The organism is Bradyrhizobium canariense (genome assembly GCF_019402665.1).
Lineage (GTDB): Bacteria > Pseudomonadota > Alphaproteobacteria > Rhizobiales > Xanthobacteraceae > Bradyrhizobium > Bradyrhizobium canariense.
The window spans coordinates 19,608-31,977 of sequence record NZ_VSST01000045.1 but is presented as its reverse complement, the minus strand read 5'-3'; the positions used below and the strand labels follow the sequence as shown (position 1 = coordinate 31,977).

Here is a 12,370-nt window from a genome sequence, read left to right as displayed (position 1 = left end):
CCCTCGCAAGCGGGAGAGGGAGCGCACCTTCTTCGTGGCTCCCAGGAGAACGCTCAGCCGTTGAACGCGGCCTGTGCCTCCGGCAGGTTCCAGATCTTGCCGATCGCAGCGGTGCCGGCAGCTGTGATCGCCGCCTCGTCGGCGCCAAGATAGCGGCCGGCGTCGATCAGCATGCGGCCGTCGACCATGACCTGATCGATATTGGCGCGATTGGCGAGCGCGATCAGCGCGCGGCGCGGGTCAAACAGCGGTTGAAGATGCGGATGGGTGAGATCGACGATCGTGAGGTCGGCGGTCGCGCCGGGCTCGATGCGGCCGAGGTCAGGCCGATTGATGACATCGGCGGCGATTGCCGTGTTCGCCTCGATCAATTCGGGTGAGTTCGCGACATCGGCCCGCGCTGAGGTGATCTTGGAGATCAACGACGCGGCATTGAGTTCGCCGAGCAGGTCCATGTTGTAGCCATCGGTTCCGACCACGGTGCGAACGCCGTGTTCCGCAAACCGGCTGAACGCGGCGGTGACGCCGGCGCGCGCGAACACGCGCGGGCAGTTGAGCACCGTCATACCGCGCGCGGCCATCAGCTTGAGATCGTCGTCGGTGCTGAACATGCAGTGCGCCGCCATCAGATCGGGCGCCAGCAGGCCCAGCCAGTCGAGATATTGCGCCGGCGTGCGGCCGCCATAGCGTTTGCCGATCGTTTCAACCTCGGCGCGACTCTGCGCCATATGGGTCGTGATGGGCACCCCAAGCTCGCGCGCCCGCGTGGCGCAGGCTTTCAAGAGATCGGGGCCGCAGGTGTCGGTGGCGTGTGGGCTCATCGCAAGGCCGATGCGACCGTCGCCGCGATTGTTCCAGCGTTGGTAGAGCGCATCCCAAGTCGCCATGTCGGCGGTGCCGTCATCACCGGAATAGTGCACGACGCCATCGGGGCCGGCCTTGGCGTCCGAGGTCGAAAACAGATAGGGCGCACCGTAGAAGCGGATGCCCATCTCCTCCGCAGCGTCGAACATCTCCGGGATCGAATTGCGGAACGGCTCCATCACCGTGGTGGCGCCGCCCTTCAGGAGTTGAAGAATACCGAGCCGCGCCACCGCCATACGCTCTTCCGCCGACAAGATATCGGCGCCGCGCTTGGTCAGCGGCAGCAGCACCGTGTAGACGATGCTCTGGTTGTTCTTGCGGCCATTGCCGTCCTCGGTGTGGCTGCGCGCCACCGCTTCCGAGAAGCAGTGATTGTGCAAGTTCAACAGGCCCGGCAGCACGAAGCGGCCGGGGCGGTCATGCACCTCGTCAGCCTGCGGCTTGTCGCGCGTGACCGCGGCGATGGTCTTGCCTTCGATCAGGACCCAGTGGTCGCGCAACACGTCCTGCGCGCCATCCTTGCGTGACAGCACATAGCTGCCGAAAATTGCTGAGGTGCTCATGCGGGGCGTACGTTCCAGAACACGGCGGTGCCGTCGAGAATGCCGGTGATAGTTTTGCGATAGGCAGTCGGCTGCTTGTACAGGCCGATCGGAATATAGGGGATTTCCTGGAAAGCCACCGTCTGGATCTCGCGGCAGATGCGCTGCTGCTCGGCGAGCTCCGAGGCCGCGAGCCATTGGCTGCGCAGGCCGGCCATCTTCTCGCTCGCATACCAGCCGGCGACCTTGCCCTCGCCGCGGATGTTGGTGTTGCCGGCCGGATTGAGCCAGTCGATGCCCTGCCAGTTGCCGACCGCGGCGCTCCAGCCGCCCTGCCCGATCGGGTCCTTCTTGAGCTGGCGCTGCAACACCACGGCGAAATCAAGTCCGGCATATTCCACGTTCATGCCGGCCTTGCGCAAGGAATCGACGGCGATCTCGCCGAGCGGCTTCTGCGCCAGTGAGTTGGTGGGGACGAGCACCACGATCTTCTCGCCATTATACCCCGCGGCCTTGAGGTCGGCCTTCACCTTGGCGTAGTCACGCGGGCCGCGGAACACGTCGAGGTCAACCTCGCTCGCCATCGGCGTATTCGGCGCGAAATAGCCGATCGGGGAGACCTGAAAGTTCGGGTCGGTACCGGCCACCGCGGTCATGAAGGCGGATTGATCGATCGCCCCCAGGAGCGCGCGGCGAACGGCAGGGTTGTCGAACGGCGGCTGAAGATGGTTGAGGCGCAGCATGCAGGCATAGCCGCGGGGATCGAGGATGCGCGTCTCGATATCGCCGGCGGCCTTGATGATCGGCAACAGATCGTGCGGCGTGGTCTCCTGCCAATCCTGCTCGCCGGTCTGAAGCGCGGCGACGCCGGTGCCGGCATCGGGCGTGGTGGTCCAGACCACCCGATCGTAATGCACGATCTTCGGGCCCGCGGTCCAATCCGGCTTGCCATCCGTGCGCGGCTGATAGCGCTCGAACCTGGCATAGGCGTTGCGCGCACCCTGCACGCGCTCGTCGGCGAGATAGCGGAACGGGCCGCTGCCGATCACTTCGGTCAGCGGCTTGAACGGGTCCTGACTCGCGAGCCGCTCCGGCATCATGAAGCACGCGTTGATCGCGGCCTTGCCGAGCGCCTGCGGCAGCAGCGGGAATGGACGCTTGAGGCGGAAGCGGATGGTGCGGTCGTCAGCGGCCGACAACTGGTCGGTCGCCTCCATCAGCTCACCGCCAAAGCCGTCGCGCGCGGCCCAGCGGCGAATGCTGGCAACGCAGTCCCGCGCAAGCACGCGCTCGCCGTCGTGCCAGAACAGGCCGTCGCGCAACGTCAGATCCCACTGGAGTTGGTCACCGGAGATGGCGTGGCCCGACAGCATCTGCGGCGAGACTTGCAGGGAGGAGCTCATGCCATAGAGCGTGTCGTAGACCATGAAGCCGTGGTTTCGCGACACTTGTGCCGTGGAATAGATGGGGTCGACGAAGGCGAGGTCGATCACGGGAATGAAGCGCAGCGTGGTCTGGGATTCGGCGCGAACGATGCCCGGGAATGACAGGGCCGGCACAGCGGCTGCGGCCCTAAGGAGCGAGCGGCGAGAGATAGGCATTACGGGTGGCTCCTGTGTGACGCGATGTCCAGCCGCCGCGTCGGTGCGCCCCCTCCCCCGCTTGCGGGGGAGGGCTGGGGAGAGGGTGCCTCCGCAGGCGAGGACCCCCAAGAGGAGAGAGCCCTCACCCGCGCCTTCGGCGCGACCTCTCCCGCAAGCGGGAGAGGTTGCAGCCAGTGCGCGGCCAGAACGGTGTCAGAAAAGCCAGACCTCATCACTCGCGTCTCATCCGTTGAGCAAGACGGCACCGATCGCGGCCGCGACCGCCTGTTGCGCCGGCTCGACCACGGGAACGCCGATGGCCTCCGCAATCGCTGCGCGATGCGAGGCCATGCCGGCGCAGCCCATCACCACGACATCGGCGCGGCATTGGGTGACCAGCGCGCGGCCGGCTTCGATCAACCGTCCCCGGATGTCCGCGCCTGCCGTCTCCGCCGCGCTCGCGCCGACCGACCAGCTTCCGGCATAACGGCTATCGACGCCCATCACCCGCACCATCCGCTGCTGGCGGCGAATGCTCGATGGCGACAGCGCGATGATTCCGAAACGTTCGCCCAGCATCAGCGCGCGAAAGATGCCGCACTCGGCGATGCCCATCACCGGGCGACCGCCGGCGGCTTCACGCACCGCATGCAGGCCGGGATCGCTGAAGCAGGCGAGCACGAACGCATCCGCATTGTCGCGCGACACGCGGTTGACCAGCGGCATCACGACGCTGTCGGCATCGCGCTGCGAGCTGATGCCCGGTGGCCCCTCGGCAAGGCCAACCACCTCGATGTCGGGCCCACCGGCGATGCGCAGCGGCGCGACCGCGTCGTCGATCGCCGCCGTCACCGACGCGGAGGAGTTGGGGTTGATGACAAGGATGCGGGTCATGGCGTGGCTCAGCTTTTTCCGGCCTCGTGGCGCAGGAAGTTTTCCGCGATCTTCTCGCCGGTTGTGATCCAGACATCGGGGCACGACTTTGCGTAAGTCAGAAACTCACGCAGCAGGCGCAGCCGCATCGGACGGCCGCTGCATTGCGGATGCAGCACCGTCGTCACCATCGCGCCCCAGTCTCTGGTTTCGTCGAGCTCGTCCTTCCAGATCGAGAGCACATGTTCCTTGGGGAAGATCGAGCGCGGGCTGAAGCGCGCGGAGAGCCCGTGCATCCAGTCGTCATAGCTCGCCGTGACCGGCAGCTCGATCGTGCCGGGCTTGCCGTCGGCAAGGCGATGGCGATAGGGCCGAACGTCATCACGGAAGGAGGACGTGTAGACGATGCCATGACGCACCAGCGCGACGCGCAGCTCCTCGGTGAACTCGCCGTAAGGCGCGCGATAGCCGGTCGGCCTGACACCGAGCCGGCGCTTCAGCGCCTCGAAGCCGCGTTCCAACTCCTCCTCGATCCAGGGATCGCCGGGATCAGGCAGCAAGTGATGATAGCCGTGATGGCCGATCTCGTGACCGGCCTTGAGGATGGATTCCGCCATTGCCGGATGCGCGTCGACCGACCATCCCGTAACGAAGAAGGTCGCCTTGAGATCGAGCTGGTCGAGCAGCTCCAGGAGTTTCGGCGTGCCGACGCGCGCCTCATAGCCGCCATAGCTCATGGTGATGAGCCGCTGGGCGTGAACGGCGTCCTTGCTGGTCCACGCGCTCTCGGCGTCGACGTCGAAGGAGAGGAACATCGCCGATTTGTACGGCTTCGGCCACGGGTATTCCGGCGCGGGATCCGCGGTGTTGGCCGGAACGAGCGGGATGCTCTTGAGTGCCTTACTGTCCAGCATTGATGGTTGCCTTCTCTAATCCGTTGTCGTTCAGTTTCCACTTGGCAAGCAGGGTACGATAGGTGCCGTCAGCGATCAGCGCATCGAGCGCCTCGACCACCGCCTGCTGCAACGCCTTTTCCTTGACCGGCAGCGCGATGCCCGTGAACTGCGTCGCGAAGGGCTCGCCGACCGGCGCATAGGTGCCCGGCTCGAGGTCCATCAGATAGGGCAGCGTTTCGTTGCCCTGCACGGCAGCGTCGATACGGCCCTGCCTGAGCTGGTTACGCGCATCGGCCGAGCCGTCGGTGCCGACGAACTGGATCGAATTGCTGCCGCAATTCTTCTGGCTCCACTTGTCGATCTCAGCCGGAAACATGGTCCGGCGGCTGGCGCCGACCTTCTTGCCGCATAGCGCCGCCATGTCCTTGAACTCGGACGCGCGGGACTGCTGCACGAAGAACTTTGGACCACTGCGCAAATAATCGACGAAGGACGCGATCTCGTGCCGGCTCGCATAGTCGGTGAAGCCGGACAGAATGGCATCCACCCGGCCCGTCGAAATCGACGGCATGAACTCGGCAAAACTGGTCTCCTGCCATTCGATCTTGACGCCGAGCTTGCGGCCGATGGCCTCTCCGAGATCGATGTCGAAGCCGGACAACGCGTTGGTGGCGGGATCGCGGAACTCCATCGGCGGATAGTTCGGCACCAGCGCGACCTTGATGCTGCCGCGCTTGGCGATTTCCGCCGGCAGCTCGACTGCCGTGACGGGAGCGCTCATGGCGCCAACGAGTGCCGCCGTAATCAAAAGTCTCTTCATCAACACGTCCCCATTTCAGATCACTGCCGAAAGAAATGCCCTGGTGCGCTCTTCGCGCGGCGCGCCCAAGACATCGGATGCGCGCCCCTGCTCGATGATCGCGCCCTGGTCCATGTAGACGACGCGGTCGGCGACCTCGCGTGCGAAGCCGAGTTCGTGCGTCACGACCATCATGGTCATGCCGCTTCGCGCCAGCTCCTTCATGACCGCCAAGACCTCGCCGACGAGCTCGGGATCGAGCGCGCTGGTCGGCTCGTCGAACAGCATCAGCATCGGCTTCATGGCAAGCGCGCGGGCAATCGCGACGCGCTGCTGCTGGCCGCCGGAGAGCTGGGCGGGATACGAGTCCGCTTTGGCCGACAATCCGACGCGCCGCAGCAGCTCGATCGCCTCCGCACGCACCTCGTCGGATTTTCGGCTCTGGACCTGGAGCGGACCTTCGGTGATGTTTTCGAGCGCGGTCTTGTGTGGAAACAGGTTGAAGCGCTGGAACACCATGCCGGTCTTCAGCCGCTGCCGCCCGATCTCGCGTTCGCTGAGCCGATGCAGCCGGCCGCCCTGCTCCCGCACGCCCAAGAGCTCGCCGTCGAGCCAGATGCCGCCACTGTCGATCGCGGCGAGCTGGTTGATGCAGCGGAGCAGCGTGGTCTTGCCCGAGCCGGAGGCGCCGATCAGACACATCACCTCGCCGGGCCGGATGTCGAGCGAGACATTTTTGAGAGCCTGAAACTCGCCAAAACTCTTGCTGACGGAGCGGATCGCGACGAGGGGTTTTGTCATCGCGCGAGCCGCAACGTGCCGCGCGCAAAACGGCGTTCGAGCAGCATCTGGAGCGGCGTCAGGACCGAGACGACGAGCAGGTACCAGAGCCCGGCCACGATCAGGAGTTCGATCACGCGCGAATTGGCGTAGTAGATGTTTTCGGCGTTGTGCAGCAACTCCGGATACTGGATGACGCTGGCGAGCGAGGTCGCCTTCACCATGCCGATGAACTCATTGCCGAGCGGCGGGATCACCACCCGCATCGCCTGCGGCAGCACGATCCGGCGCAGCGCACGCAAGCGTCCCATGCCGATCGCCTGCGCCGCCTCATATTGCCCGATATCGACCGACAGCATGCCGGCGCGCATCACTTCGGAGGTATAGGCACCCTGGTTGATGCCAAGCCCGAGCAGCGCGGCAAGGAACGGCGTCATGACGTCGACGGCGCGCGCGCTCCACAGGCCGGGAATGCCGATGGTCGGAAACACCAGCGCGAGATTGAACCACAGCAGCAGTTGCAGGATCAGCGGCGTACCGCGGAATAACCAGGTGTAGCCGGCGGCGACGGTCTTCAGCACCGGATTGGGCGACAGCCGCATGATCGCGACGACCACGCCGAGGAAGATGCCGAGCGCCATTGCCAGAACCGCCATCACCATGGTGTTGACGATGCCTTCCAGAATGACCTTGACAGTCAGGAAGCGGCTAACATACGACCATTCGATCTGGCCGCCCGCGAAGGCGCGAACGATCAATGCGAGCACAGCAACGATCAGCGCTGCGCTGAGCCAGCGAAACCAATGCGGCTTGCGCGCGATCCGCATCCCCGACAGATCGGGAAAACCCTCCGCGAGTGCCGGTGCCGGCATCATTGCGCCGCCGCGTTCAGCATGGGCTGGGCGACCGCGTTGGCGCCGAGACCCCATTTGTCGAGGACAGCCTTGTAGGAGCCGTCGGCGATCATCGCGGTGAGCTTCTCGGTCACCACCTCACGCAGGGCCGCATCGTCCTTGCGGAACATGATGCCTTGATATCCTTTGGCAAAGGGCTCGCCGATCACGCAGTATTTGCCGGGCTCCTGCGTCTGCGCATAAGGCAGCGTCTCGCTGCCTTGTACGGCGGCGTCGATGCGGCCCTGCTTGAGCTGGTTGCGGACGTCGATCGAGTTCTCGCCCGGCACGTACTGGATCGCCGGCTTGCCGGCCGGCTCGCAATTCTGCTTGCTCCACTTCTCGATCTCGACCGGGAAGCTGGTGCTGCGGGTGGTCCCGACCTTCTTGCCGCAGAGATCGGTCGCAGCTTTGGCTTCGTTCTCCGCCATCACGAAGAACTGCGGGCCGGTCCCGAGATAATCGACGAAATCTGCGGTCTCGCGCCGCGAGGCGCGATCGGAGATGCCGGAGATGATGAAATCGGCGCGCTTGGTCTGAAGCGACGGAATCAATTCGGCGAACGGCGTCTCGCTCCAGACGATCTTCACGCCGAGGCGCTTTGCGAACTCGTTCGCCAGATCGACGTCGAGCCCGACGAGCTCATTGGTCGCGGGATCGCGATATTCCATCGGCGCGTAAGTGGAGTTGACCGTGAGCTTCAACGCGCCCGCCTGCTTGATCTCGGCCGGAAGCTCCGCCGCCTGCGCGGACGTCGCGGCCGCCAGCGCTGCGATGCCGAGGAAATACGAGAGGCGCGTCATATCGGCTCCTTTGCCAACGTTGTTGGAACATCCTGTCAGTCCGCGTCGAGAACCGCGGGTTCGATGACGCCGGCGCGTTCGGTGATTACCCTGTATTGCTCCGGCCGCCGGTGCGCGGCGAAGTTGAACATCTTGTCCTTGCCCTGGCGGCAGAGGTCGAGATCGATGTCGGCGACGATCACCTCGTCAGTCAGCGTTGCGGCCTGCGCCACGATGCGGCCATTGGGATCGACGATGCAGGAGCCGCCGATCAGCCCGGAGCCGTCCTCCTCGCCCGCCTTCGCCACCGAGATCGCCCAGGTTGCGTTCATGTAGGCGTTGGCCTGCGTTACCAGCGTAGAGTGGAAGGTCCGCAAGGAGGCATCTTCCGTGCTGCCGCCATTGGGATCATAGGCCGCCGAATTGTAGCCGATGCAGACGAGCTCGACGCCCTGCAGGCCAAGCACGCGCCAGGATTCCGGCCAGCGGCGATCGTTGCAGATCATCATGCCCATGATGGCGTGGGCCCAGGCCGAGCCGGAGCGGAAGGCCGGAAAGCCGAGATCGCCATATTCGAAATAGCGTTTCTCGAGCTGCTGGTAGCGCGCACCTTGTCGCGGCTCGACCGAGCCCGGCAGATGCACCTTGCGATAGCGGCCGAGCAGCTCGCCATCGCGGTCAACCAGGATGGCGCAATTGTAGCGCCGTCCATCCGGCGTCAGCTCGGCATAGCCGACATAGAAGCCGACGCGCAGCGCACGCGCACGGTCGAACAAGGCGGCGACGTTCGGGTTCGGCATGCCGCGTTCGAAATAATGGTCGAGCGCCTCGCCTTCGAGCAGCCAGCGCGGAAAGAAGGTCGTGAAGGCAAGCTCGGGAAACACCACGAGGCTGGCGCCGCGGCCGGCCGCCTCCTCCAGCAGCGCGAGCATCCGCGACAGCGTATGCTCGCGTGTATCGGCTTTTTGCGTCGGCCCCATCTGTGCGGCGGCGGCGCGAAGGACACGAACCAAGATTGCCTCCAATCTGTGCGCAGTGCCGCCTCAATGGGCGGATGAACCCTTTGATGCGACGTGCAAATCCGCTGCCATTACGCGGAAGCGGGGCTGCAAAATCAATTCGTTCTGCTATGATGTTTTGGCCCAGAGTATAATCGGCAGTGATATGAACCTGCGTCAGCTCGAGATTCTCCGCGCCGTCATCCGCCACCGCACCACGGTTGCGGCCGCTGACGAACTGGCGCTGTCGCAGCCCGCCGTCAGCAACGCGCTGAAGACGATGGAGGCGCAGGCGGGTTTTGCGCTGTTCGAACGCGTCAACAACCGGCTGTTTCCGACCACGGAAGCGATGGCGCTCTACAAGGAGAGCGAGGCGATCTTCGCGCTGCACGCAAAGCTCGAGAACCGCGTGCGCGATCTGCGCGAGAACCGCTCCGGGCATCTCGCGCTGGTCGCGACGCCGCCGCTCGCCTACAGCATCATCCCTTCGGCACTGTCAGCCTTCCTGCGCCGCCGCCCGGAGACGCGGGTGTTCTTCGACGTGCGGCGCTATGAGGGCATCATCGAAGGCGTGCTCAACCGCGTCGCCGAGCTCGGTTTCGCGCTCGGGCTGACACATCATCCGGGCATAGCCCATGAGGTGGTGCACACCGGCGAGATGGTGTGCGTGCTGCCGCCGCAGCACCCGCTCTCCGACCGGCCCGTGATCTCGGCCGCGGACCTGTCCGGCCTGCCCTTCATCGGGCTCGAGCGCGGCACGCGGCTTGGTGAGGCCGTGCGCGACAGTTTCGCACGCGCCGGCGCGCCGTTCCAGCCGACCGTCGAGGTGCGCTACTGCAACACGGCCTGCGTGCTCGCCGCCGCCGGCGTCGGCGCCGCCGTGGTCGATCCCTTCTCGCCGCGGCAGAACGGCGGGACCGGCCTCGTCGTGCGGCCGTTCGCGCCGACGACGCACGCGGTGGCCTATATGCTATGGTCGGAAGCCGAGCCGCTGTCGCGCCTGGCCAAGGCGTTTCTCAACGAGGTCCGGAAAGAGAGTGTGCTGCTGGAGCGCACAGCGCCACACCAGCAACATGGGTCAGAAAGCGACCAAGCTTGAGCTTTACCAGAGGGCGCATGGCACGCATCACTATCATCGAGACCGGGCAGGTCCCACAGAAATATCGCGAGCGCCACGGTTCGTTCCCCGACATGTTCAAGCGCATGGTCCGCGCTGAGGATCCGACAGCCACGATCGACATCGTTAGCATCCCGAGCGGCGATGCGCTGCCCGATCCGCGCAATTTGGAGGCGGTGCTGATCACCGGCGCCGCCGCCGGCGTCTATGACGGGCTCGACTGGATCGCGCCGCTGGAAGATTTCGTGCGCACGGCCTACGCCAGCAGGACACCGATGGTCGGCATCTGCTTCGGTCATCAGCTGATCGCGCAGGCGCTCGGCGGCACCGTACGCAAGTCGGAGAAGGGCTGGGGCATCGGCCGGCACGTCTATCAGGTGCTGCCGGACAACGGCGTCGTCGACGGCGAAGCGGTCGCCATCGCCTGCTCGCATCAGGACCAAGTGATCGAGCCGCCCAACGATGCGCTGACGATCCTCTCCTCCGAATTCACCCCGCACGCCGGCCTGCTCTACGCCAACGGCGCGACGCTCACCGTGCAGCCGCATCCGGAGTTCGACGTGGAGTTTGCGCAAGTGTGCTGCGAGCTGCGCGACGGCAAGGCGCCGGACGCCGTCGTTGCCACGGCGAAGGAGTCGCTGGCGGAGCCGATGGACCACGCCAAGCTTGGTGGGGCGATTACGAGATTTCTGGCGCGCAGGCCCATCTCCTCATCCTGAGGAGCGCGCCATTTGCGCGCGTCTCGAAGGATCGAGGCCCCGCTACAGCAACGGGGGCCCGCATGGTTCGAGACGCCGCTTCGCGGCTCCTCACCATGAGGCTTGAAATCTCAGAACGGATCGGTTCCCAACCCCGCCACATCCGCCGGCCTCGGCCCCGGTGCCGGCCAGTGAAACCGCCGGTCCTTCTCCGTAATCACCACGTCGTTGATCGACGCTTCGCGCCGCCGCATCAGGCCGTGCTCGTCGAACTCCCACTGCTCGTTGCCGTAGGAGCGATACCACTGGCCGCTCGCATCGTGCCATTCGTACTGGAAGCGCACGGCGATGCGGTTTTCGTCGAACGCCCAGAGGTCCTTGATCAGGCGGTAGTCGTGCTCCTTCTCCCATTTGCGGGTGAGGAATGCGACGATGGCTTCACGCCCCTGAAACATTTCGGAGCGATTGCGCCAGCGGCTGTCCTCGGTATAGGCGAGCGAGACGCGCACCGGGTCGCGCGAATTCCAGGCATCCTCGGCCATGCGGGCCTTTTGCGCTGCGGTCTCACGGGTAAAGGGCGGAAGCGGCGGGCGCGACATGAGGACCTCATCGGTTGGCGGGAGTGCAATCTATCGCCGCGCGCGGGGGAGTCGAGGGGCCGCCCGCTATCGCCCGATCACGAAATCAGATCAGCCTTCATCAAGGCGCGGATCGATTTCGGGATCGGCTGGGCGCGGCCGCCGCTGATGAAGGCGACGCGTACCTCGGCTTTGACCAGCACGTTTTCCCCGCGCCGCACCTCCTGCGCCAGCATGATCGAGGCGCCCTTTACCGCGACCGGCCAAGTCACGACATCGAGCACGTCGTCCATCCGGGCAGGCTTGAGGAAATCCAGATGCATCGAGCGCACCACGAAGGCGAAGCTTGTGTCTTCCGCCTCGGCCTGCTCGAACAATGCCTGCTGCTCGGCGCCCATCAGCCGCAGATGATTGGTCCGTCCGCGCTCCATGAAGCGCAAATAGTTGGCGTGATAGACGATGCCGGAAAACTCTGGTTTGACGATATCGCAACAGAATACCAACTTCTTGATTTCGTTGGGGCGCTGGAGGGCGATAGCGTGAACAAGCGCAGATTTTTCTACGTCCCTTTCATGGCGAGCCGCAGCGCCTTCGGGATCAGCTTCAGTGTTCACCTAGCTCGCCTCGAGAGAAATGTCAGCCCGGCCGCGAGCATAGCGGCCCGAAGGGGCATGCGGGACGAGTGCAGCGACAACACCGGTGTTTGAGCGGTACGCGGGAACGGGGCCGCGATAACGCTCGCCACAGGCGAGCCCGTTTTCCGAGTGCCCCCGGCGAGGAGCACTTTATGGCTTGCGCGAGGCATCGTGATCCGAAGGGCCGAGACAGCATGGCTCGGCAAGCTGGCTCATAGAGTCCCGTCCGCGGAGCGGACGCGCCCACAACCTAATTAGACCCGTACTTGTGCCATGGGCGAAACCGCGGCACTTATGAGCCTGATTTCGGGAGATCCTATCGCGGACCTCAC

13 protein-coding genes are annotated in these 12,370 nt (G+C 65.0%); 2 read left to right on the top strand and 11 right to left on the bottom strand.

The window, feature by feature from the left end; all coding sequences use genetic code 11:
* Positions 1–53: 53 nt before the first annotated feature.
* The 9 genes from FXB41_RS24835 to FXB41_RS24795 form a co-directional block, all read right to left on the bottom strand.
* Positions 54–1,427: an amidohydrolase family protein gene (locus FXB41_RS24835; RefSeq protein ID WP_219683526.1), complete on the bottom strand. Its 1,374-nt coding sequence runs from the start codon at positions 1,425–1,427 to the stop codon at positions 54–56.
* Positions 1,424–3,007: an ABC transporter substrate-binding protein gene (locus tag FXB41_RS24830; RefSeq protein ID WP_219683525.1), complete on the bottom strand. Its 1,584-nt coding sequence runs from the start codon at positions 3,005–3,007 to the stop codon at positions 1,424–1,426. Before FXB41_RS24830 ends, FXB41_RS24835 begins: the two co-directional genes overlap by 4 nt.
* 225 nt (positions 3,008–3,232) lie before the next feature.
* Positions 3,233–3,883 (bottom strand): aspartate/glutamate racemase family protein, encoded by a 651-nt coding sequence (locus tag FXB41_RS24825; protein ID WP_219683524.1) that lies wholly within the window; start codon positions 3,881–3,883, stop codon positions 3,233–3,235.
* An 8-nt stretch (positions 3,884–3,891) separates the two neighbouring features.
* Positions 3,892–4,776 carry a polysaccharide deacetylase family protein gene (locus FXB41_RS24820; RefSeq protein WP_219683523.1) on the bottom strand — a complete coding sequence of 295 codons (885 nt, stop codon included), beginning with the start codon at positions 4,774–4,776 and terminating at the stop codon, positions 3,892–3,894.
* Positions 4,763–5,578 (bottom strand): ABC transporter substrate-binding protein, encoded by an 816-nt coding sequence (locus FXB41_RS24815; RefSeq protein WP_219683522.1) that lies wholly within the window; start codon positions 5,576–5,578, stop codon positions 4,763–4,765. The genes FXB41_RS24820 and FXB41_RS24815 overlap by 14 nt, the downstream gene beginning before the upstream one ends.
* A gap of 15 nt (positions 5,579–5,593) precedes the next feature.
* Complete coding sequence (locus FXB41_RS24810) at positions 5,594–6,358, bottom strand: amino acid ABC transporter ATP-binding protein (RefSeq protein ID WP_219683521.1); 765 nt, start codon at positions 6,356–6,358, stop codon at positions 5,594–5,596.
* Positions 6,355–7,212 (bottom strand): amino acid ABC transporter permease, encoded by an 858-nt coding sequence (locus FXB41_RS24805; protein ID WP_035993541.1) that lies wholly within the window; start codon positions 7,210–7,212, stop codon positions 6,355–6,357. The genes FXB41_RS24810 and FXB41_RS24805 overlap by 4 nt, the downstream gene beginning before the upstream one ends.
* Positions 7,209–8,033: an ABC transporter substrate-binding protein gene (locus FXB41_RS24800; protein ID WP_219683520.1), complete on the bottom strand. Its 825-nt coding sequence runs from the start codon at positions 8,031–8,033 to the stop codon at positions 7,209–7,211. Before FXB41_RS24800 ends, FXB41_RS24805 begins: the two co-directional genes overlap by 4 nt.
* A 35-nt stretch (positions 8,034–8,068) precedes the next feature.
* Positions 8,069–9,025 carry an N-carbamoyl-D-amino-acid hydrolase gene (locus FXB41_RS24795; RefSeq protein WP_007596405.1) on the bottom strand — a complete coding sequence of 319 codons (957 nt, stop codon included), beginning with the start codon at positions 9,023–9,025 and terminating at the stop codon, positions 8,069–8,071.
* A gap of 151 nt (positions 9,026–9,176) precedes the next feature.
* Between FXB41_RS24795 and FXB41_RS24790 the strand changes: the two genes are divergently transcribed.
* Both FXB41_RS24790 and FXB41_RS24785 read left to right on the top strand, forming a co-directional pair.
* Positions 9,177–10,109 (top strand): LysR family transcriptional regulator, encoded by a 933-nt coding sequence (locus FXB41_RS24790; protein ID WP_007596406.1) that lies wholly within the window; start codon positions 9,177–9,179, stop codon positions 10,107–10,109.
* 17 nt (positions 10,110–10,126) lie between these two features.
* On the top strand, positions 10,127–10,846 hold the full coding sequence (locus FXB41_RS24785) for a type 1 glutamine amidotransferase (protein ID WP_007596407.1): 720 nt from the start codon (positions 10,127–10,129) through the stop codon (positions 10,844–10,846).
* 110 nt (positions 10,847–10,956) lie between these two features.
* Here the strand turns inward: FXB41_RS24785 and FXB41_RS24780 are convergent, their stop codons facing one another.
* Both FXB41_RS24780 and FXB41_RS24775 read right to left on the bottom strand, forming a co-directional pair.
* Positions 10,957–11,424, bottom strand: coding sequence for a nuclear transport factor 2 family protein (locus tag FXB41_RS24780; protein ID WP_007596408.1), 468 nt, complete (start codon positions 11,422–11,424; stop codon positions 10,957–10,959).
* A gap of 77 nt (positions 11,425–11,501) precedes the next feature.
* On the bottom strand, positions 11,502–11,906 hold the full coding sequence (locus FXB41_RS24775; RefSeq protein WP_246649144.1) for a YbgC/FadM family acyl-CoA thioesterase: 405 nt from the start codon (positions 11,904–11,906) through the stop codon (positions 11,502–11,504).
* Between the last annotated feature and the right edge of the window lie 464 nt (positions 11,907–12,370).

What these genes read in the sequence shown, in the direction of transcription:
- FXB41_RS24835 (WP_219683526.1), bottom strand. Translation starts at nt 1,427, where the DNA reads ATGAGCACCTCAGCAATTTTCGGCAGCTATGTGCTGTCACGCAAGGAT.
- FXB41_RS24830 (WP_219683525.1), bottom strand. Translation starts at nt 3,007, where the DNA reads ATGCCTATCTCTCGCCGCTCGCTCCTTAGGGCCGCAGCCGCTGTGCCG.
- FXB41_RS24825 (WP_219683524.1), bottom strand. Translation starts at nt 3,883, where the DNA reads ATGACCCGCATCCTTGTCATCAACCCCAACTCCTCCGCGTCGGTGACG.
- FXB41_RS24820 (WP_219683523.1), bottom strand. Translation starts at nt 4,776, where the DNA reads ATGCTGGACAGTAAGGCACTCAAGAGCATCCCGCTCGTTCCGGCCAAC.
- FXB41_RS24815 (WP_219683522.1), bottom strand. Translation starts at nt 5,578, where the DNA reads ATGAAGAGACTTTTGATTACGGCGGCACTCGTTGGCGCCATGAGCGCT.
- FXB41_RS24810 (WP_219683521.1), bottom strand. Translation starts at nt 6,358, where the DNA reads ATGACAAAACCCCTCGTCGCGATCCGCTCCGTCAGCAAGAGTTTTGGC.
- FXB41_RS24805 (WP_035993541.1), bottom strand. Translation starts at nt 7,212, where the DNA reads ATGATGCCGGCACCGGCACTCGCGGAGGGTTTTCCCGATCTGTCGGGG.
- FXB41_RS24800 (WP_219683520.1), bottom strand. Translation starts at nt 8,033, where the DNA reads ATGACGCGCCTCTCGTATTTCCTCGGCATCGCAGCGCTGGCGGCCGCG.
- FXB41_RS24790 (WP_007596406.1), top strand. Translation starts at nt 9,177, where the DNA reads ATGAACCTGCGTCAGCTCGAGATTCTCCGCGCCGTCATCCGCCACCGC.
- FXB41_RS24785 (WP_007596407.1), top strand. Translation starts at nt 10,127, where the DNA reads ATGGCACGCATCACTATCATCGAGACCGGGCAGGTCCCACAGAAATAT.
- FXB41_RS24780 (WP_007596408.1), bottom strand. Translation starts at nt 11,424, where the DNA reads ATGTCGCGCCCGCCGCTTCCGCCCTTTACCCGTGAGACCGCAGCGCAA.